This window comes from Paractinoplanes globisporus DSM 43857 (assembly GCF_000379645.1).
In the GTDB taxonomy this organism is placed as follows: domain Bacteria; phylum Actinomycetota; class Actinomycetes; order Mycobacteriales; family Micromonosporaceae; genus Actinoplanes; species Actinoplanes globisporus.
Genome location: NZ_KB903301.1, coordinates 206,572 through 225,465 on the forward strand (window position 1 = coordinate 206,572; position 18,894 = coordinate 225,465).

16 protein-coding genes are annotated in these 18,894 nt (G+C 71.4%); 9 read left to right on the top strand and 7 right to left on the bottom strand.

Annotated elements, in window-relative coordinates; genetic code table 11:
* Nucleotides 1-13: 13 nt before the first annotated feature.
* From A3CQ_RS0116305 to A3CQ_RS57455, 5 genes are read left to right on the top strand one after another with little or no spacing between them, the layout of a single operon-like run.
* On the top strand, nucleotides 14-1,183 hold the full coding sequence (locus tag A3CQ_RS0116305) for an ABC transporter substrate-binding protein (RefSeq protein WP_020512010.1): 1,170 nt from the start codon (nucleotides 14-16) through the stop codon (nucleotides 1,181-1,183).
* Nucleotides 1,180-1,944 carry an ABC transporter ATP-binding protein gene (locus A3CQ_RS0116310; protein ID WP_020512011.1) on the top strand — a complete coding sequence of 255 codons (765 nt, stop codon included), beginning with the start codon at nucleotides 1,180-1,182 and terminating at the stop codon, nucleotides 1,942-1,944. Before A3CQ_RS0116305 ends, A3CQ_RS0116310 begins: the two co-directional genes overlap by 4 nt.
* Nucleotides 1,941-2,597 carry an ABC transporter ATP-binding protein gene (locus tag A3CQ_RS0116315; protein WP_020512012.1) on the top strand — a complete coding sequence of 219 codons (657 nt, stop codon included), beginning with the start codon at nucleotides 1,941-1,943 and terminating at the stop codon, nucleotides 2,595-2,597. The genes A3CQ_RS0116310 and A3CQ_RS0116315 overlap by 4 nt, the downstream gene beginning before the upstream one ends.
* The gene (locus A3CQ_RS0116320; RefSeq protein ID WP_020512013.1) at nucleotides 2,597-3,451 is read left to right on the top strand and encodes a branched-chain amino acid ABC transporter permease; all 855 of its coding nucleotides are present in this window, start codon (nucleotides 2,597-2,599) and stop codon (nucleotides 3,449-3,451) included. The genes A3CQ_RS0116315 and A3CQ_RS0116320 overlap by 1 nt, the downstream gene beginning before the upstream one ends.
* Nucleotides 3,448-4,653, top strand: a complete 1,206-nt coding sequence (locus A3CQ_RS57455) for a branched-chain amino acid ABC transporter permease (RefSeq protein WP_020512014.1) — start codon at nucleotides 3,448-3,450, stop codon at nucleotides 4,651-4,653. Before A3CQ_RS0116320 ends, A3CQ_RS57455 begins: the two co-directional genes overlap by 4 nt.
* Nucleotides 4,654-5,925: 1,272 nt before the next feature.
* Here A3CQ_RS57455 and A3CQ_RS57460 read toward each other — a convergent pair.
* From A3CQ_RS57460 to A3CQ_RS0116355, 5 genes are all read right to left on the bottom strand, one after another.
* Nucleotides 5,926-6,840, bottom strand: a complete 915-nt coding sequence (locus A3CQ_RS57460) for a phosphotransferase family protein (protein ID WP_020512015.1) — start codon at nucleotides 6,838-6,840, stop codon at nucleotides 5,926-5,928.
* Between the two features lie 28 nt (nucleotides 6,841-6,868).
* Nucleotides 6,869-7,672, bottom strand: a complete 804-nt coding sequence (locus tag A3CQ_RS0116340; RefSeq protein ID WP_026205763.1) for an endonuclease/exonuclease/phosphatase family protein — start codon at nucleotides 7,670-7,672, stop codon at nucleotides 6,869-6,871.
* Nucleotides 7,673-7,736: 64 nt separating this feature from the next.
* Nucleotides 7,737-8,345: a hypothetical protein gene (locus A3CQ_RS0116345; protein ID WP_020512017.1), complete on the bottom strand. Its 609-nt coding sequence runs from the start codon at nucleotides 8,343-8,345 to the stop codon at nucleotides 7,737-7,739.
* Between the two features lie 49 nt (nucleotides 8,346-8,394).
* Nucleotides 8,395-10,551, bottom strand: a complete 2,157-nt coding sequence (locus A3CQ_RS53100) for an FUSC family protein (RefSeq protein ID WP_020512018.1) — start codon at nucleotides 10,549-10,551, stop codon at nucleotides 8,395-8,397.
* A 13-nt stretch (nucleotides 10,552-10,564) separates the two neighbouring features.
* A complete protein-coding gene (locus A3CQ_RS0116355; protein ID WP_020512019.1) occupies nucleotides 10,565-11,773 on the bottom strand; it encodes an MFS transporter in 1,209 nt (402 codons plus the stop codon).
* 56 nt (nucleotides 11,774-11,829) lie between these two features.
* Between A3CQ_RS0116355 and A3CQ_RS0116360 the strand changes: the two genes are divergently transcribed.
* The 3 genes from A3CQ_RS0116360 (at nucleotide 11,830) to A3CQ_RS59065 (ending at nucleotide 13,932) form a co-directional block, all read left to right on the top strand.
* Nucleotides 11,830-12,771, top strand: a complete 942-nt coding sequence (locus A3CQ_RS0116360) for an ArsR/SmtB family transcription factor (RefSeq protein WP_020512020.1) — start codon at nucleotides 11,830-11,832, stop codon at nucleotides 12,769-12,771.
* Between the two features lie 46 nt (nucleotides 12,772-12,817).
* A complete protein-coding gene (locus tag A3CQ_RS0116365) occupies nucleotides 12,818-13,669 on the top strand; it encodes an SGNH/GDSL hydrolase family protein (RefSeq protein WP_020512021.1) in 852 nt (283 codons plus the stop codon).
* Nucleotides 13,670-13,737: 68 nt separating this feature from the next.
* Nucleotides 13,738-13,932, top strand: coding sequence for a DUF397 domain-containing protein (locus A3CQ_RS59065; protein WP_084699103.1), 195 nt, complete (start codon nucleotides 13,738-13,740; stop codon nucleotides 13,930-13,932).
* On the opposite strand, the gene A3CQ_RS0116370 is transcribed toward A3CQ_RS59065, so the two are convergent.
* Nucleotides 13,866-14,639: a DUF6082 family protein gene (locus A3CQ_RS0116370; protein ID WP_169516281.1), complete on the bottom strand. Its 774-nt coding sequence runs from the start codon at nucleotides 14,637-14,639 to the stop codon at nucleotides 13,866-13,868. The two genes, A3CQ_RS59065 and A3CQ_RS0116370, sit on opposite strands and share 67 nt — an antisense overlap.
* Before the next feature lie 272 nt (nucleotides 14,640-14,911).
* Between A3CQ_RS0116370 and A3CQ_RS0116375 the strand changes: the two genes are divergently transcribed.
* Nucleotides 14,912-17,887: a glycine--tRNA ligase gene (locus tag A3CQ_RS0116375; protein ID WP_026205765.1), complete on the top strand. Its 2,976-nt coding sequence runs from the start codon at nucleotides 14,912-14,914 to the stop codon at nucleotides 17,885-17,887.
* A 21-nt stretch (nucleotides 17,888-17,908) separates the two neighbouring features.
* Here A3CQ_RS0116375 and A3CQ_RS0116380 read toward each other — a convergent pair whose 3' ends face one another.
* Nucleotides 17,909-18,802 carry an IS982 family transposase gene (locus A3CQ_RS0116380; protein WP_020510166.1) on the bottom strand — a complete coding sequence of 298 codons (894 nt, stop codon included), beginning with the start codon at nucleotides 18,800-18,802 and terminating at the stop codon, nucleotides 17,909-17,911.
* Nucleotides 18,803-18,894 lie beyond the last annotated feature (92 nt).

Below are 18,894 nucleotides of genomic sequence, written 5' to 3' on the forward strand. Positions count from 1 at the left end.
CACGGAGGTACTCATGCGACGTTTTCTTGCCGTCCTCAGCGCTTTCCTTCTACTTCCGATCGCCGCGTGCGGCGATGACGCCAACGATTCGAACGACTCGTTGAAGATTGGTTTGATCGTTTCCCTGACCGGCAACTATGCACCACTCGGCAGCGAGGACAAGAAGTCCGTCGAGCTGGCCGTGCAGCAGATCAACGACGCGGGCGGCCTGCTCGGCCGGAAGATCGAGCTGATCACCCGCGACGACAAGAGCCAGCCCGAGCAGTCGGTGCTGAGCTTCAACGACCTCAAGGGCGCGGGCGTGGCCGCGGTGCTCGGGTCGCCGTTCTCCAACTCGGCGCTCGCCACGATCCCGCAGGTCGACCGCGAGAAGATTCCCTACGTCTCGCTGACGCCCGCCGACGAGCAGGTCAAACCCATCCATCCGTACGTCTTCGTGGTGCCCGCGACCTCAGCGACGTACGCCGACCGGATCCTGCAGTACTACCAGGCTCAAGGCTTCACCAAGGTCGCGGTGGCGCACGACAGCCGCAGCTCCTACGCGAACGCCGGCACCGCCGGGATGAAGGCCAAGGCCGCTCAATACGGCGTGACTCTGGTCGCCGATGAGCAGTTCGAGACGTCCACGACCGAGTTCAGCGGAGTGCTCAACCACGTGAAGACCTCGGGCGCGCAGGCGCTCACGGTCTGGGCGACGGGTCCGCCCGGAGTCGCCTTCGCCAAGCAGTACGCGACCGCGGGTCTCGGCATCCCGCTGATGTTCACCGGGGCGCAGGCCAGCACGCTGTGGCTCAAGCCGGCCGGACCGGCCGCCGAGGGCGTCTTCGTGGCCAGCTCGATCGCGGTGGTCGGCGACGCGCTGCCGGCGGGCGAGCAGAAGAGCGCGATCGAGGAACTGTCCAAACCGTTCACCGCGCAGTACGGCTATCCGCCGCCGCAGTTCGCGGCCGACGGCTACACCGGGACGAAGCTGCTCGCCGCGGCCGTGACCAAGGCGAACAGCGACGACCACGCGAAGATCCAGCAGGCATTCGAGGGGCTCACGCTCACCACCCCGAACGGGACCTACCACTACTCGGCGACCGACCATGCCGGGCTGACCTCCGACTACATTTCGATCAACGTGGTCAAGGGCGGAGCGTTCGTGGCCACGGACTGGGCCAAGGGAAAGCTGGCCGGGTGAGCGCTCTGCTGAGCGTTCGGGGCGCGACCCGGCGGTTCGGGGGCGTGTACGCCGTGCGCGATGTCTCTCTCGACGTCGCGCACGGCGAGACGCACGCGGTGATCGGCCCGAACGGCGCCGGGAAGTCCACCCTGTTCAAGCTGATCGGCGGGCAGCTGGTCGCCACGGCCGGGACCGTCGGTTACGACGGTGCACGGATCGACCGGCTGGCGCCGCACCGGCGGGCGCGGCTCGGGATCGCGTTCGCGTTCCAGGACGTGCCGGTGTTCCACCGGATGACCGTGGCCGAGAACGTGATGGTCGGGGCGCACGCGGTCACCGGGGCCGGGCCGGTCGCGGCCGTCCTGCGCCTGCCGCGGCACCGGCGCGAGGAGGCGTCGATCCGCTCGCTCGCCACGGTGGCGCTCGACCGGGTGGGGCTGGGCTCGCTCGCCGATCGGGCCGCCGACTCCCTGCCGCTCGGGCAGCAGCGGGCGCTGCAGGTGGCCCGGGCGCTGTGCGGCCGGCCGCGGCTGCTGCTGCTCGACGAGCCCGCCTCGGGCCTGCGCGGGCCGGAGCGGTCGGCGCTGGCCGGGCTCATCGAGCAGCTGCGCGGCGAGGGGTTGTCCATCCTGCTGGTCGAGCACGACGTGGCGTTCGTGGCCCGGCTCGCCGACCGGGTGACCGTGCTCGATCTGGGCCGGGTGATCGCGTCCGGTCCGTTCGCCCAGATCCGGTCGGATCCGGCCGTGATCGCCGCCTACCTGGGCGGTGCGGAGTGATCGATGTCGAGGAGTTGACCGTCCGGTACGGGGCGGCGACCGCGCTCGACGGGGTCAGCCTGTCGGTGGGTCGCGGCGAGATGGTCGCGCTGATCGGGCCGAACGGCGCGGGCAAGTCCACATTGGTCAACACACTCTGCGGCCTGCTGAAGCCGGCCGCGGGACGGGTCTCGGTGTCCGGGCGGCTCGCACTGGTGCCGGAGGGGCGGCACCTGTTTGCGCCGTTGACCGTCGACGAGAACCTGCGGCTGGGGGCGTGGCGCGGGCGGGACCGGGACACCTCACCGGTCTATCGACTGCTGCCCTCGCTCGAACCGCTCCGGCACCGGCGGGCCGGCCGGCTCTCCGGCGGGGAGCAGCAGATGGTCGCGCTGGGACGGGCGCTGATGAGCCGGCCCGAGGTGCTGGTCATCGACGAGATGTCGCTCGGGCTCGCGCCGCTGGTGGTGGCCGGGCTCGCCGACCATCTGCGGGAGCGCAACGCCACCGAGGGGCTGGCGGTGCTCCTGATCGAGCAGAACGCGCGCCTCGCGCTCGATCTGTGCACCCGGGCCTACGTCCTCGAGGCCGGGCGGGTGACCGCCTCGGGAACGTCCGCCGCGCTGGCCGGCAGCGACTCGGTCGCGGCCGCCTATCTGGGGCTGGAGGGGTGATGGGCGAGCTCGCCGGATACCTCATCACCGGCGCCGGGATCGGTTGCGCGTACGCGCTCACCGGCAGCGGCCTGGTCGTCATCTACCGGGTCACCCGGGTGGTCAACTTCGCGCAGGGCACCTTCGCGGTGCTGGCGGCGCTGACCGTGACCACGCTGCTGACGGCCGGACTGCCGCACGGCCTGGCCGAGGGGCTCGCGGTCGTGCTGGCCGGTCTCGTCGGTGTGCTGGTCGGACTGGTGGCCATCGGCAAACCCGGCACCACGCCGCAGGCGGCTCTCATCGTCACGCTCGGTCTCGGCGTTCTCGCGTACGCCGTCGAGATTGTGATCTGGGGTGATCAGCCGCGATCCTTCGCGGGAGTTCCCGGCTCCGTCACCGTGCTGGGCACCCGGATCCAGGCGCACTACCTGCTGATCGCCGGAGTCACCGCGGTGGTGCTGACCGGCGCGGCGCTGCTCTTCGCCCGCACCGACCTGGGCCGCGCGCTGACCGCCACGGCCGCCGATCCCTACGCGGCCCGGGTCGTCGGCATCAACGTGCTCCGCATGGGGCTGCTCGCCTTTGCGGTCGGCGGAGCGCTGGGCGGGCTGGCCGGGGTGCTGGTCACGCCGGTGCAGCAGGTGTCCTTCGACAGCGACGTGGCCCTGGTCGTCAACGGCTTCTCCGCGGCGATCCTCGGCAACCTGACCCGGCCCGGCCTCACCCTTGCCGGGGGCCTGCTGCTCGGCATCGTGCAGGCCCTGGTCGGCGGTTACCTCAGCACGTCGTACCAGACCGAAGTGGCCTTGATCTTCATGCTCGCCGTGCTGATCGCGCGGGCCGGCCGCCGCGACGTGGTGGAGGCGGTATGAACCTGCCGGTCCTCATCCTGCTCGGGCTGTCGGCGATGGCGGTGGTCGGGCTGTCGCTGCTCATGGGTTACGCCGGGCAGGTCTCGCTCGGGCAGGCGTCGTTCTACGCGATCGGGGCGTATACGGCCGGTCTGCTCGCTGTGCACGGTGTTCCGACGCTGCTCGGCCTTCTCGCGGCGCCGATTGCGGCTGCGGTGGTGGCCGCGGTCGTCGGCGTGCCGATCCTGCGGTTGCGCGGGCACCAGCTGGCGTTCGCGACGCTGGCGCTCCAGCTGATCCTGTTGTCGGTGCTCGCCTCGGCCGACTGGGCGGGCGGCGCGATCGGTCTCCAGGGCCTGCCGTATCTGTCCATCGGATCGTTCGAGCTCGATCAGGATCGCGACTATCTGATTCTGGTCGTTCTGAGCGTTGCAATGGTCAGTCTGATCGCCCGGAACCTCGTGCGCTCCCGGGTCGGCCGCGGGCTGCGCGCGCTCGCCACCGGCGAGATGGCGGCCGAGGCGAGCGGGGTGCCGGTCGGGGCGTACCGGCTGCTGGTCTTTGCCGTCTCGGCGGCCTTCGCCGGCCTGGCCGGCGGCATCTACGCGTTCTATCTGGGATATCTGGCGCCGGGCTCGTTCCCGGTGCTGCTGTCGATCGAGTACGTCGTGATGGCCGTCGTCGGCGGCATCGGCAGCATCGGCGGCGCGCTGGCCGGCGCCGCGCTCATCACCGTCGTGGTCCGGCTGCTGACCGTCGTCGCGACCCAGCCCGGCATGCCCAGCTACGCGCCGAGTGTGCTCTCGTACGCGGTCTACGCCCTGCTGCTGATCGCGGTCGTGCTGTTCGTCCCCGACGGCATAGTCCCCACCCTGCGCAGGAGGTCATCATGCACCGTCTCGCGGCGGCTCTGGCCGCTGTCCCGCTCGGTCTCACGCTCACCCTCGCCCCACCAGCCCACGCCGACGCCCGCGGCAACACCGCCGCCCGCGCCACCGCCCACGCCGACGCCAGCGCCATCGGCAACGCCAGCGCCCTCGACAACGCCACCGCCCTCGGCAACGCCGCCGCCGACGCCCGCGGCAACGACAGCGCCCTCGGCAACGCCACCCGCGCCGGCTCAGCCACCGCGGCACGCGGCACCGTCACCCACTACACCGGAACGCTCGCCGACGGGGCCACCTGGATCGCCGACGTCCCCGGCGACTGGGGCGGCACCCTGATCCTGTACAGCCACGGTTTCGGCACGCTGACCGCCGCCGACGCGCCCAATGACGCGACCGGGCAGGCACTGCTGGCAATGGGCTATGCATTGGTGGGTTCGTCCTATGACCCGAACGGGTCGCTGTGGGCGCTGTCGTCGGCCACGCGAGACCAGTTCGCCGCGCTGGCGGCCGTCGAGCGGATCGTGGGCCACCCGCGCACGACGATCGCCCTCGGCACCTCGATGGGCGGGCTGATCAGCACCCAGGAGGCCGAGCGGGCCGGGCATCGGCTCGACGCGGCGGTGTCCACGTGCGGGCTGCTCGGCGGCGGGATAGACCTTAACAACTACCAATTGGACGGGGAGTTTGCGCTTTCCCGGTTGCTCGCGCCGGCGGCGGGCATCCCGCTCGTCGGTTACGCGAGTCCCGCCGAGGGCGCGGCCGCCGCCTCTCAGCTCGCCGCCGCGGCGACCGAGGCCCAGGCGACTCCGGCCGGGCGGGCCCGGGTCGCGCTCGGGACCGCGCTGCTGAACATGCCGACCTGGTCGTCCACTCAGGACACACCGCCCACCGACGCGGCCGGGATCGCGCAGGCTCAATACGAATGGCTCGTGTCGACGCTGCCGTTCATCATGCCCGCGCGGTACTTCATCGAGTTGAGCGCCGGCGGGAACGCGTCGTGGAACGCCGGCGTGGACTACACCGCCCTGCTGGCCCGGTCACCGTACCGGTCCACGGTGGAGGCTCTCTATCGCCGCGCCGGGCTCGACCTGCGGGCCGACCTGGCCGACCTCACCCGGCACGCGTCCGTCCGGGCCGACCGTCCGGCGCTGGCCTCGCTGGCCCGCACGTCGACGCTGACCGGCCGGCTGGACGTGCCGACGCTGACCATGCACACGCTCTACGACCAGCTCGCGCCGGTGGAGTTCGAGAACCGCTACGCCCAGCAGGCGCGCGGGCCGCTCCTGCGGCAGGCCTTCGTGGCCCGGCGCGGGCATTGCTCGTTCACCGTGTCGGAGCTGGTCGCCGCCGTGCAGGCCGCCGAGCACCGGGCGGTGACCGGGCGCTGGGACGGCCGGGCCACCACCAGGGGGTTGCAGGAGGCGGCACTCCGGCTGGGGCTGGGCGATGCGCCGGCCTTCGTCGACTTCCGCCCCGGGCCGCTGGTCAGCCACCGCTGAGCGCCACCGGCAGGGCCTGGCCGGCGCCCAGCGCGGCGGCCTGCGTCCGTTCGACACGGTGGCCGCCCGGCTGGCCGCTGGTCAGTCACCGCTGAGCGCCACCCGCTGGTCAGCCACCGCTGAGCAGGGTGCGGATGCGCTCCACCGCGCGGCCGAAATAGCGGTGCTCGACCGGGCGGGTCAGGAAGTCGGCCAGCGCGTACAGGTCGATTGCCTGGCTGAGCTGCCTCCAGTCCGGGGGCAACTCACCGCCGGCCGCGCGGAAGCCGTCGAGGAACGCGCCCTCGAAGCCGGCCGGGCGCGGGAAGCGGAGCATGTTGCCGACGTCGAACAACGGTGAGCTGCTGAAGGCGTACTCCCAATCGAGGACCGCGACCAACGACCAGCCGTCACCGCGCCGCGCGGCCAGGAGATTCTTGGGGTTGTAGTCGGAGTGCACCAGGTGGCGGCTGCCGGCCAGGGCGGCCAGTCCCGGGGTGGCCTCCTCGGCGTAGCGGCGCAGGGCGCGCTGCTCGTCGTCGGTCAGGTGGCCGGCGGCGTTGCCCTCGCGCAGGCAGCGGTCGACGAAGGCGTCCAGTCCGGCGATGGGCTCGGCGCCGGGCGGGCCGGGCTGGAGGCCGGCGTCGGCGAAGAAGCCTGGGGCGTCGAAGGTGACCGAGCCGATCGCGGCCAGGGTGGCGCCTACCTCGCGGCCCAGATCCGGGGCGGTGGCGGGGGTGAGGACGGCGCCTACCTGCTCGCCGGGGACGAAGGCGGAGAGCAGGACGGGCTCGCCGGCCGTCTTGCCGGTCTCGTCGGCGGCTATGACCTCGGGGACCGGTACTACGCCGGTCAGCTTGCGGGCGAGGGCGGATTCGACGGCGCAGGCATTGGCGCCCAGGTAGCGGCGGAGCACGAACTGGGCGCCGTCGTCGGTGGTGAGCTGGATGTTGTGGTTGCTGTATCCGCCGGTCAGGTCCCGTTCGGCCACTACGCGGTGGCCGGCGAGGTTGGCTTCGATCCAGCTGCGCAGGGAGGGCTCCATGCGGCCATGATTCCTCAGAGGTCTCCCGCTAGCGGAAGGCGCCCAGATACATGCTGTGGTCGGAGTAGCCGGTGTCGGCCCGGGCCACGCCGGACGGGGTCAGGAAACGCTTGCTGCCGAACAGGTAGTCGATCTTCCGGGCGGGTCTCGGAATGAAGGTGGGCAGCGGGTGGTCGCGGTCGGCGTCGGCCTCGTCGAAGGCGGTGTAGAAGGGGTCGAGGTCGCCGCTGGAGGGGGCCAGGTTCAGGTCGCCGCCGAAAAGGACCGGGCGCCGCGCCGCCACCGGCACCAGCCAGCGGCGGATGGCAGCCAGTTGGATGGACAGGTTCGGGCCGAGCGCGGTGTGCGTCGTTACCGCGAACAAAGTGCGGCCGGGCAGCCGCACCACGGCACCCAGCACGACTCGCCCCTCGGACGACGACGGGGCCCGGTACGGGCTGGGCAGGCGGTACACGATCTTCCCCGAGAGCTGGCCGCGGGCGATCAGGGCGACGCCGAAGGCCGTTCCGTGCTTGTGGTCGTCGTCGTTGCAGTGGCCGCCGTGCGAGGCCGCCGCGAACTCCGCCGCGTACCCGTACCGGGCCAGGCGGTCGCGAATTCCGAGGAACTGGGAGTAGCACAGCTCCTGCAGCATCACGACCGAGGCGCCCAGCTTGCGGATCTTGTAGGCGATGTTGCCGGCCGTGTCGGCCACCTCGCCGTTGCGGCAGACGTTGCCGCAGAGGTTGAACGTCAGCGCCTTCATCGCCGGGGGGCGGGTGGCCTGCGCCGGCGCGCCGACCAGGACGGTCAGCACGGCGGTCACCAGGGCGAGAACTAGGCGGAGTCGCATGCCGTCCCGTTCGGCGGGCGGCTACGGGCGAGCCAGGCAATGCCAGGGGCAGATCAGTAGCGATTCACGAGAAGATCGCGGCCACGGCTACGCCGATGATCAGGCCGGTGGCGGCCAGACCGATGCCGAAGCGCCGGGTCTCCGGGAACCACAGGCTGCCGATCACGACCAGCGCGAAGATCGGCACCCAGCCCCAGTACGACGCCAGCCCGGGGATCACCTCCGACGGCCCGACCCGCGCCACGCACGGCCCGAGGCAGCCGACGCCGACCCCGGCCAGCAGCCCGGCCGCGAGCCCGCGGTCGAGGAACGGGGCGGGAAACGGCGGCGACGCCACGGTGAGCACCGGGTCGTCGATCCCGTAGCGGGCCAGAGAGATCACGTACCCCGCCGGGTCGGTGGCGGACAGCACCCGGCCGTCCGGGGTCGCGGCGTCGGTGACCAGGCTCCCGGCCGAGCGCCACAGCTCGCCGACCACCTCGAAGACCTCGTCGTCGGCCTCCGGCAGCCGCCCGCCGCGGAGCACGCGCTGCCCGCCCGCGGAAGAGTCGGACGGCATCCGCAGGAATTGGGCCGGCACCGGCACGACCCGGAGGCCCGGATAGGCCTCCACCGTCGCCGCCAGCCGCTGCGAAACCCCTCGGGCCGCCTCCGCCCGGCCGATCTGCACCACTTGCGTACAATGTCGTAGTTATCGTGAAAAAGGCGTGGAATGGCGGAACTCAGCTGGCGCCGTCGGCCAGCTGTGCCACCCGGCCGCGCAGCCCGTCGAGGCCCTCGGGCCGCCCGCGGATCGCGCCGATGTCCTCGGCCAGTCCGCCCAGCCAGACCCGCAGGTCGGCGATGATGTAGAGGTCCTGCCCGAGGTTGGTGGGCCAGCTCAGCTCCAGCGGCGGCGGCATGGACGCCGGCAGCGGCCCATGGCGACTCAGAGCGGCGGAAACGGCGGCGTACCGCTCGGCGACGTCCGACGACAGGGCCGTGAGCGGCTCGACGCACGGCAGCAACCCACCGGCGGGACACGAGCGCACGAGCGCCTCCGACCCCCGTACGGCATGGTGTCCCGCCAGCAGAGTCGCCTGCCAGTCCACCGACGCCGGGGGATGTCGTTCGCTCTGGTAGAGAGCGAACGACGCGTCGGCGAGCTGACCGGTCAGGCGCGCGTGCGGCATCGCCGCGCCCGGCTGCTGACCGTTCGCCATCACCGCCACCGTCTCCCGCACGACGTCGGCCGCCGAGGTCAGGAACGTGCTCGCCGCCCGGTGCAGCTCGCCGCCACCGCCGCGCGGCCAGGCGAAGAGCCCGATCAGCACGCCGATCGCCGCGCCGAGCAGCACGTCCAGCACGCGCGCCTCGGCCAGCCGCCAGTTGACGGGTGTGACCTGGGCGAACACGAAGGTGATCACGAGCGTGAAGAGGGCCTGGGACCAGCCGAGACCGAGCAGCGGCCCGGCCGCGAAGCCGACCAGCATGACGATCGGCAGCGCGATCGCGTAGACCGTCGGGTCGATGCCGCCGATCAGCAGCAGCGCCGCGACGACCGAGCCCCCGACCGTGCCGACCAGGGCCGGGCGCAGCGCCGAGCGAGTCTCCGCGGCCGAGGTGCGCAGCACGGTCAGGATCGTCAGCAAGACCCAGAAGCCGTGCGACAGGTCCAGCTCGCCGGCGAGCAGCCGGGCCACCGCCAGGGCCGCGGCCAGGCGCAGGGCGCCCTGAAAGGCGACCGATCGCGGGGTGAGATTTTCCCTCAGCCGGTGCCAATACAGCGCCGGAGTCTTCCGGTACGCGTACCAGAACGGTCCCGGGCGGGCCGACTCCGGCGTCGGATCGGGATGCCCCGGCTGCTCGCCCGCGGATATCCGGATCGCGAAGATGAGCGTCTTGGTCCACTCCCCCAGCGCCAGCGCGAGCGCGCCCAGCCGCAGCCGGTCCGGGGGCAGCCCGCTCGGGTCGGTGTTCATCCGGGCAACGCGGAACTCGGTGAGCGCCGCGGCGACGTGCGTCGTGTCCGGCAACGGCCCGTCGCCGCGCAACCAGGCCGCCGCGGCCGCGGTGCACTCGGCGGTCCGCCGTACGAGATCGGTGGCCGCCGGAAGGGTCACCGAGCCCTTCTCGTCGGTGAAGAAAAGATCGACGGCCCGGCCGAGCAGCAGTCGCGCGGTGCCCGACGCCGAGCTCAGCGCCCGGTCCCGCCGGCCGGCCGAGGCCGGGCGTTGCAGCGGCGGAAGACGCGACGGCCGCAGCGCCTCGGCCGCCTCGGTGGCCTCCGGCAGCAGCGCCGCCAGCCGGTCGCGACCGGTGGGATCGCCGGCCCAGGTGTCCGCGACCGCCTGCAGGCACCCGGCCAGCGCCCCGACCGCCGCGCCCAGCTTCTCCCGGTACGGCGTCGGCGACGGGTCCGGCCACAGCACGACCTCGGCGATCGCGAGCAGGACGATCGCGATGGTCACGCCGAGCAGCCGGGACGGCAGCGACCCCGGGTCGAAGGGCGGGAAGCACGGCAGGATGTACAGCAGCTGCATGCCCGCGGCCAGCCCGGCCAGGCGCGGCCCGCCGACGCCGACGTAACTGACCGTGAAGCCGAGCAGGAACATCCCGGCGGTCGCGGCGACCGTGCTGAACGACAGCAGCGTGCCCAGCGAGACCAGCACCCAGGCGACCGGCAGCACCGCGAGCAGTGTCCGCGCCCGCTGCATCGGCGTGCCCGGTATCTGCGAGAGGGCGCCGAGCGCGACGGCTCCGAACAGGGCGTACGGCGCCATCGCGGGCGCGTCGATCACGTACCGGCAGAAGTAGAAGCCGAGGCAGGCGACCAGCATCACCCGGGCGGCCCGCCGGACCGCCATGAGGTTCGGGTCGTGCCGCCTCAGCCAACTCATCCGTCGGATCTTCTCACCGCGGTGGCGGCGAGAACAGCGGTACGGCGGTGCGGGCGAGAACAGCGGTACCGGCGCCCGCGACCAGGAACGTGACCGCGAGTACCACCCAGCCGGGACCGCCGTGGTCGATCGCGGTGGTGGTGACCGCGGCCGGCGCGAGCATCGTGCCGACCGCGAACCCGGTCTGGCTGACGCCCTGGTAGGCGCCGGCGTTGCGCGGGTCGGCCAGCTCGAACGCCAGCTCCCAGCCGCCGGCCTCGGCGAGGATCTCCCCGGTGCTGTGCGCGAGCACGCCGACGACGAGCAGCGCGGTGGCGAAGACGGCCGGCCCGTGCCCGGCGAAGGCGTAGAGCGCGCAGGCGAGCGCGAGAGCCGTCGCGGCGCCGAAGACGACTCGCCCAGCGGTACGGATGTCGGTGGCCAGCCGCGCCGCACGCACCTGGAACAGCGCGACGAACGCCGTGTTGAGCACGAGCAACAGCGCGACCGTCGCGGCCGGGGCCCGGGTGTGGCCGGTGACCCAGAGCGGCATGCCGACCGTGAGCAGGCCGAACTGGATGGTGAGCAGGCCATTGAGCGCGGCGATCCCGAGGTAGCGCCAGTCCCGCAACGGCGTCTTCTGCTTCTGCTCGTTTTTTAAAGTGCGGGGCTCGGGCAACCCGCGCAAGGGAATCGCCGCCGACAGCACCAGCACGGCGGCGACGACCATCGTGATCGTGTAGGCGGCGCGCGAGTTCAGGGTGAGCGTGCCCGCGGCGGCCACCGAGCCGGCGCCGATGAAGACGTTCGTGACCACCCGCAGCCGGGCCCGCACCTCGACCCGGTCGGCCCCGGTGAACTGCCGCGCCAGCAGCGTCGTGCGCGCCGTCCGCTGCGCGGCCTCCGCGCCGACCGCCACACTGGCGATCAGGACGAAGGCGATCACATTCCGCACGATGGTGTACGCCCCGACCGCCGCGCCCTGCAGCACCGTCGTCGCCAGCAGCACCCGCCGCGCACCGAGCCGGTCGGAGAGGTAGCCGGACCCGAACGCGGTGGCCAGCCCGACCCCGCCCGCCACCGTGAGCCCGAACCCGACGGTCGCCGCGGACAGCCCGACCACCCGGGTGAAGAACAGCGCGCTCACGCCGAACAGCAGGCCCTTGGCGAGGGAAGAGGTCGCGGCGCCGAAGGCGAGGGCGCGCTCGGTCGGGTGGATGGACTTCGCCAGCGTGATCGTCACGCCGTTCTTTCTGCCACCCGGGCGTCGTACGCGATAACGATGTAGCCTATTCCTTCATGCTCGTGCGATATGTGCTGGTCGGCCAGGACCTGGCCGACGTGCGGTTCGCGATCTCCCCGTTCAACGAGATGGTGCTGTCACTGCGGGCCTGGCGCGATCCCGGTCGTTTCCCGCTGCACCTGCCCTGGATCCACGAGACGCTGAGGGCGCGCCACGAGCTCGACGCCGAGACGCTCTCCGCGCTGGCCAACGAACGGCTGTGGACGCCGGACTTTCTCAACCCGCGACCGCTGTCCCCGGTCACCCGGATCGAGGACGAGTTCGCGTCGGTCGCCACGACCCCGCCCGCGGTCGTCGCTCGCGACCTGCGGATGCTGCACGGCGCCGCCTATCGGCCACCACCGCTGCCCCGGATCATGTCGGCGCTCACCGGCTACTGGGAACGATGTTTCGCCCCGCACTGGCCACGGATGCGCGCGCTGCTCGAGGGCGACGTCACGTACCGCGGCCGGGAGATGGCCCACGGCGGGCTGGCGGCGATGTTCGCGGGCCTGGCCCGGCAGGTCAGCCTGGTCGGCGAGGTCGTCGAGGTGCAGCTGCGCTCGAACGTCACCTACACCCGCGCCACCACCGGCGGCCTCACCCTCGTCCCCACGCTCTGGACCGCCAACGCCTCGACCCCGATCTCCCCCGAAGAACCACCCATGATCCTGTACGCCGCCCGCGGCATCGGCACGCTCTGGGAACCGCAGCCGCTGCCCTCCCCCGGGGCGCTCGCCGCCCTGCTCGGCGCCCACCGAGCCGGCCTGCTCGTCCAGCTCGCGACGCCCGCGTCGTCCACGGAACTGGCCGCCCGCCTGGGCGTGACCACGACCGCCGTCAACCAGCACCTGCGCGCCCTGCGCGCCGGCGGCCTGCTGGTCAGCGCGCGGCACGGCCGGTCGGTTCTCTACCGGCGCTCCGAGGTTGCCGACCGCCTGCTGGCCGGCGCGGGATAACATACCGTGCGTAGTTTGTAGCTGTCCGTCACGTCCCGGGGGTTTTATGATCCGCCGCTGGCATGTCGTCGCCCTGGCCCTCCTCGGCGTTCTGATGCTCGCCTGCGAACAGGGTGCCGGCGGCGCCGGTCCGGCGCCCACCACCGGCTCGACCAAGGGCTACCCGTCCTCGATGGCCGCCCTCGGCGACTCCATCACGGCCGGCTTCGGCAGCTGCGGCACGTTCGTGGTCTGCGGTCGCAACTCCTGGTCGACGGGCACCGCTTCTTCGGTGGACAGCCATTACAGCCGCATCCTCGCCAAGAACCCCGCCATCAAGAACCACGCCCAGAGCTACGCCGAGCCCGGCGCCGAGGCCGCCGACCTGCCCACCCAGGCCCGCCGGGCCGTCGCGGTGAAGCCCCAGTACATCACCGTCCTGATCGGCGCCAACGACGCGTGCGCCACGACGCCGGGGGCTATGACCTCGGTGAGCAGCTTCCGTGCCTCGGTCGACCAGGCGCTGGCCCGCATCAAGAAGGGCCTCCCCAACACCCGGGTCCTGGTCGCGAGCATCCCCAACATCTACCGCCTGTGGCAGGTCGGCCACACCGACGCCGACGCCGTCCGCACCTGGTCCCGCTTCCACATCTGCCCGGCGTTGCTGGCCGCGCCGACCTCCACCGCCCCCGCCGACGACGCCCGCCGCGACCAGGTCCGCTCCCGCGTCAACGACTACAACGGCGCCCTGCAGGAGGCCTGCCACGCCTACGGCAAACGCTGCCGCTGGGACGGCGGGCGCGTGCACGAGGTCCGCTACACCCTCACCCTGGTCAACAACGTCGACTACTTCCACCCCAACGCCGAGGGCCAAAAGGAAATAGCCGAAGCCACCTACCCCTCCCGCTTCACCTGGTGACAGTCGACAAGTGGGGCCACTCGATCGGGCGACTGCCCGGCGTCATCCCGCGGTTTAGTCTCGCTGACATGAGCTTGGAATGGCGGAAGAGCTCCTATTCCGTGGCGAACAGCGCCTGCGTGGAGGTCGCGATCTCCGAGGGCGGCGACGCGGTTTTCGTCCGCGACTCAAAAGATCCGCACGGCGGGACCCTCTGCTACGACCGGGACACGTGGCGCCGCTTGATCGAGGACATCCGGGCCGACCGCCTCCGCCGGCCCTGACACCGGCCGAGCAGGCGAAAACCCAGGCCGACGGCGACGCCCACCGCCAACGCGGCACCGGCCGCGACGTTCGGGCGGTGCCGGTCGACGGCCCTGACCTCGCAATGCGACTCGACGACGGCCCGCTGTGCGAGAGCGTGTTCGGCCGAGATGATCGACAGAAAGCGAACTCGCTCGGGCCGGTGCCGCGTGCCGATCCAGACCGCCCCCACGCGCGCCCACCAGCGTCTCGCGACATCGCTGCGAAATAGGCTCCCGACCATCAGGCGCAGCTCGTCATCGTCGATCTCGCCCAACTCCCAGATGGCGAGCCAATACATCATCGTGAGGTTCGCGTAGGTCTCCTGACGAGCGTGCGGGCCGGCCGGCTCACCGTTGAGCATCTCCATGAATTCGGGATTGTCGAGCGCGAGCTTCAACAACTCGGCGTGTTGTTGGCGGTCCATGCCGGCCAGCTCTTGGCGGACCTGGCGCTGCTGGTAGAGCAACGAAGCGCCGATGCCGCACAACGCGATCGCCGACAGCAGCGCGGACGCTCCCTCGAACGCGTCGCCGACGTCGGCCAGCCGGCCCCACGGCAGGGCGGTGCCGGAAAGGGCGGCCAGGAGCAGCGGCGAACCGAGAACGATCACCATGATGGCGAGAAACCCGGCCACGAGGAGCCCAGCCCGCCCGCTCCGGGCAAAGCGGGATCGACGAGTCGCCACGTCAGCCTCCTGCGATTGAGCGACCATCGGTCGCAATGGGTGTTCGGGCGATTACTTTCCGCTCACGCGAGAGGCGCGCTGCGGCCTGGGGTGGCAGGTGGTCGCGGGGCACGGCGGGGCGGCCGGACTCGGGAGCTCCTCAGTTCGGCGGGCGTTGTCGACGCGTACCGCTGCTGGGGGGTTTGAATGGAAAGCCGCTACACGACGACCGGAGGCGTGACCGGGCGGGGATATCGGATGCGCGCGGAGAGCCACGCCCTAGACTTCGCGCCATGCTCACCATGCAGGACGCGCTGGCTCGGTTGACCTCGTATTGGACTGATCAGGGGTGCCTGGTCGTGCAGCCGATGAATACCGAGGTGGGGGCCGGGACGCTCAATCCGGCCACGTTTTTGCGGGTGCTGGGGCCGGAGCCGTGGCGGGTCGTCTATGTGGAGCCGTCGGTTCGGCCGGATGACTCGCGGTATGGGGAGAACCCTAATCGGCTGCAGACTCATACGCAGTTGCAGGTGATCCTGAAACCCGATCCGGGGAATCCGCAGGAGCTCTATCTGGGCAGCCTGGCGGCGCTGGGTATCGACGTGGCGGCGCACGATGTGCGGTTTGTCGAGGACAACTGGGCGTCGCCGGCGCTGGGAGCTTGGGGGCTCGGCTGGGAAGTGTGGCTCGACGGACTGGAAATCACGCAGTTCACGTATTTTCAGCAGGCCGGTGGGATCAATTTGGACCCGGTTTCGGTCGAGATCACCTATGGCATCGAGCGCATCATCATGGCGCTTCAGGACAAGAACCATTTCAAGGACATCGAGTACGCGCCGGGAATCTCGTACGGCGAGGTATTCGGACAGGGCGAGTACGAGATGTCCCGGTACTACCTGGACGATGCCGATGTGGCGGCCAACCGGCAGTTGCTGGAGATCTACGCGGGCGAGGCGCAGCGGCTGATCGATGCCGGACTTCCGGTGCCGGCGCACACCTACGTGCTGAAATGTTCGCAGGCGTTCAACGTGCTCGACTCGCGCGGTGCCGTGTCCACGGCGGACCGGGCGGCCGAGTTCGGGCGGATGCGGCGGCTGGCCGGCGAGGTGGCCAAGCTGTGGGTGGCGCGCCGGGATGAGCTTTCACATCCCCTGGGAAGAGTCTCTCCGCCCGCGTTGGCCACGGCGAGTGCGGCTCCGGCGGAGCGGGACGGCGCGCGGCTGCTGGTCTTCGAGATCGGCACCGAGGAACTGCCGCCGTCCGAGTGCCGGGCCGCGCGCGACGCCGTGGAGCGGGAGATCAGAAGCGGTCTCGCCGGCACCCGGCTCACCCACGGGGACGTGCGGGTCTTCGCCACACCCCGGCGTCTGGTCGCGGTGGTCGCCGACGTCGCCGCGCGCGAGGACGATCACGTACGCGTGGTGCGCGGCCCCAAGCTGGCGGCGGCGTACGGGGCGGACGGGGCGCCGACGAAGGCGCTCGAGGGGTTCCTCCGTGGGCAGGGGGCAACCCTGGCCGAGCTCGGCGAGGCTTCGTTCAACGGCGTGCAACACGCCGTGGTGACCCGGCCCGAGGTCGGCGGCGCGGCGGCCGAGGTTCTGGCCCCGGTGCTGGCGAAGGTGGTGTCGGGGCTGCGCGCCGCGAAGAACATGCGCTGGCGCGACCCGCAGCTGTCCTACAGCCGGCCGATCCGCTGGCTGGTCGCGCTCTGGGGTGACGACGTAGTACCGGTCGCGGTGGGCACCCTCGCCGCGGGCCGCCAGACGCGCGTGCTGCGGACCGCTGCCTCCCCCACGCTGGAGATCGCGTCGGCGGAGACGTTCATGGAGACGCTCGCCTTCCACGGGATCGTCGCCGACCCCGAGGACCGGCGCGAGCTGATCGTCACCGGCGCCCAGGACCACGTCTACCCGGACGGGCGGGTCGACGTGCGCGGGGAGGCCGCGCTGATCGATCAGATCACGTACCTGGTGGAGGCGCCGACGCCGCTGCTCGGCACGTTCGACGAGAGCTATCTTTCGCTGCCCGACGCGGTGCTGACGACGGTGATGCGCAAGCACCAGCGGTACCTGCCGGTGCGGTCCTCCGATGGCGCACTGCTGCCGATGTTCGTGACGGTGGCGAACGGGCCGGTGGACGTCGAGCTGGTGCGGGCCGGTAACGAGGCGGTGCTGCGGGCCCGCTACGAGGATGCGGCGTTCTTCTACCGGGCCGACCGGGAGACTCCGCTGCCGGTGATGCGGGAGCGGCTGCAGCGGGTCACGTTCACCGACCGCCTGGGCTCGATGGCCGATCGGTCGGCGCGGATCGCGTCGCTGGCCCTGGCGCTGGCGTCGTCGCTGGGGCTGTCGTCGGCGGCGTTGAACCGCGCGGCCGCGTTGGTGAAGTTCGACCTCGGCTCGCAGCTCGTCACCGAGATGACCAGCCTCGCCGGGATCATGGCCCGGGACTACGCGATGCACGCGGGCGAGCCCCGGGACGTCGCGCAGGCCGTCTACGAGAACGAACTGCCCCGGAGCACCGGGGACGCTCTGCCGGCCTCGCTGCCGGGAGCGCTGCTGTCGCTGGCCGACCGGCTCGACCTGGTGGCCGGGCTCGCGGCGACGGTGGGGCTGCCGACGGGCAGCAGCGACCCCTTTGCCGTACGCCGGGCCGTGCTCGGGCTGCTGGCGGTGCACCGGGCGCATCCGGCGCTAGGCGCTCTTTCGCTGACGGACGGGCTGCGCGAGGCGGCCGCCCGGCAGCCGGTGCCGGTCTCGGACGAGGTGCTCGCCGCGTGCGCGGACTTCCTGGCCAAGCGCCTCGAGCAGACGCTCGCCGAGGAGGGCAACCCCATTGATCGCGTACGGGCGGTGCTCCCCCACTTTGCCCGGCCGTCGGTGGCGGGTCACCTGTTGACGCAGCTGGCCTCGGTCACGGCGAATCCTGACTTCGTGGCGGTGGCGGAGGCGGTGCAGCGAGCGCGGCGGATCGTGCCGCCGTCGACGGTGGCCGGATTCGATGCGGGGGTGCTGAAGGAGCCGGCCGAGGTGGCGCTGGTCGCGGCGGTCGGGTCGGTGCGGGATTCGCTGGCTGCGGCCACCGAGCCCGATCTGCTCCGGTTCACCGAGGTCGTGTCGCGGCTCGTCGCGCCCCTGGCGACGTTCTTCGACGAGATCTTCGTGATGGACGAGGACGAGCAGGTGCGGGCGGCCCGGCTCGGGCTGCTGGCGACGGTGCGGGATCTGGGCGAGGGCGTCCTCGACTGGTCCGAGCTGCGGCTGTCCTAGACGAGTAAGTCCCAACTTGGGTTAGTGGTCGTAGGCGATCAATGACCTGGTCAAAGGTTGTCCGGTAGCGCGGTTGTGCCAGATCGCGGCGGTCATGGCGAGTAGGCGTTGAGCGATGCGGGCGCCGACGCCTTCGATACTGCGGCCGCCGTGCAGTTCGAGGTCGAGCTGGCCTTTCAACGTGTCGTTGACCGACTCGATCAGCTGGCGGATGGGTTTGAGCAGGTGCTCGCCAGGGTGTGGGGTTCGGTTGCGGTAAGACGGGCGCAGCAGCCGGATCCCGCGGTCGGTCAGCCACCGGTCGAGTTCAGCGGAGACGTAGCCCTTGTCCGCGATGATCAGTTGCCCATGCCGGCCGGACAGCAGGGCGGGGTCGTCTTCCAGGGCGGCAGTCAGGATGTGGCGTTCGTCGGTCTTCGGGGTTGCCAGGGTCCAGGCGATCGGGAGCCCGGACGGTGTGCAGATCAGGTGCAGGCGCAGGCCCCAGAAGAAGCGCGAGTGTGACGAGCAGTAGCCGTAACCGGCCCAGCCGGCCAGGTCCGAACGTTTGGCGGTGGGCCGGGATCGGCCGCACTCGACGGGGGTGGAGTCGGTGACCCAGACGTCGTCGTGCCACAGATCGGTGTCCGCTGCGAGCAGGCGGATCACCTGCTTGAGCAAGGGTAGAGCGCCACGCAGACGTTTGTTGTAGCCCGACTGGCTGGGCAGGTACGGGAATGCACCTGGTAGATGGGCGGGCAGCAACCGCAGCCAGCGGGCCTCGGAGCGGATACCGAGCAAGGCTTGGGCAACCGCGATGGTCAGCAGTTCAGCGTCGGAGAGCTTCGGTGGACGCCCAGCGCGGCGAGGCCGTACGAGCCAGTCGTCGATCTTCACGTACAGTGCGGTGAGAAGGGTGTTGATGTCTGTCGTCACAAACAGATCATCGACACCCTTCTCCTACACAGGTGTAAATAGCATCCGCCTACTAGTCGTCCGCCTAGCCGAGTTAGGACTTACTCGTCTAG

Excerpts from the sequence above, each read along its gene's own strand:
- A3CQ_RS0116305 (WP_020512010.1), top strand. The coding sequence starts at position 14 with ATGCGACGTTTTCTTGCCGTCCTCAGCGCTTTCCTTCTACTTCCGATC.
- A3CQ_RS0116320 (WP_020512013.1), top strand. The coding sequence starts at position 2,597 with ATGGGCGAGCTCGCCGGATACCTCATCACCGGCGCCGGGATCGGTTGC.
- A3CQ_RS57455 (WP_020512014.1), top strand. The coding sequence starts at position 3,448 with ATGAACCTGCCGGTCCTCATCCTGCTCGGGCTGTCGGCGATGGCGGTG.
- A3CQ_RS57460 (WP_020512015.1), bottom strand. The coding sequence starts at position 6,840 with ATGGAGCCCTCCCTGCGCAGCTGGATCGAAGCCAACCTCGCCGGCCAC.
- A3CQ_RS0116340 (WP_026205763.1), bottom strand. The coding sequence starts at position 7,672 with ATGCGACTCCGCCTAGTTCTCGCCCTGGTGACCGCCGTGCTGACCGTC.
- A3CQ_RS53100 (WP_020512018.1), bottom strand. The coding sequence starts at position 10,551 with ATGAGTTGGCTGAGGCGGCACGACCCGAACCTCATGGCGGTCCGGCGG.
- A3CQ_RS0116360 (WP_020512020.1), top strand. The coding sequence starts at position 11,830 with ATGCTCGTGCGATATGTGCTGGTCGGCCAGGACCTGGCCGACGTGCGG.
- A3CQ_RS0116365 (WP_020512021.1), top strand. The coding sequence starts at position 12,818 with ATGATCCGCCGCTGGCATGTCGTCGCCCTGGCCCTCCTCGGCGTTCTG.
- A3CQ_RS59065 (WP_084699103.1), top strand. The coding sequence starts at position 13,738 with ATGAGCTTGGAATGGCGGAAGAGCTCCTATTCCGTGGCGAACAGCGCC.
- A3CQ_RS0116375 (WP_026205765.1), top strand. The coding sequence starts at position 14,912 with ATGCTCACCATGCAGGACGCGCTGGCTCGGTTGACCTCGTATTGGACT.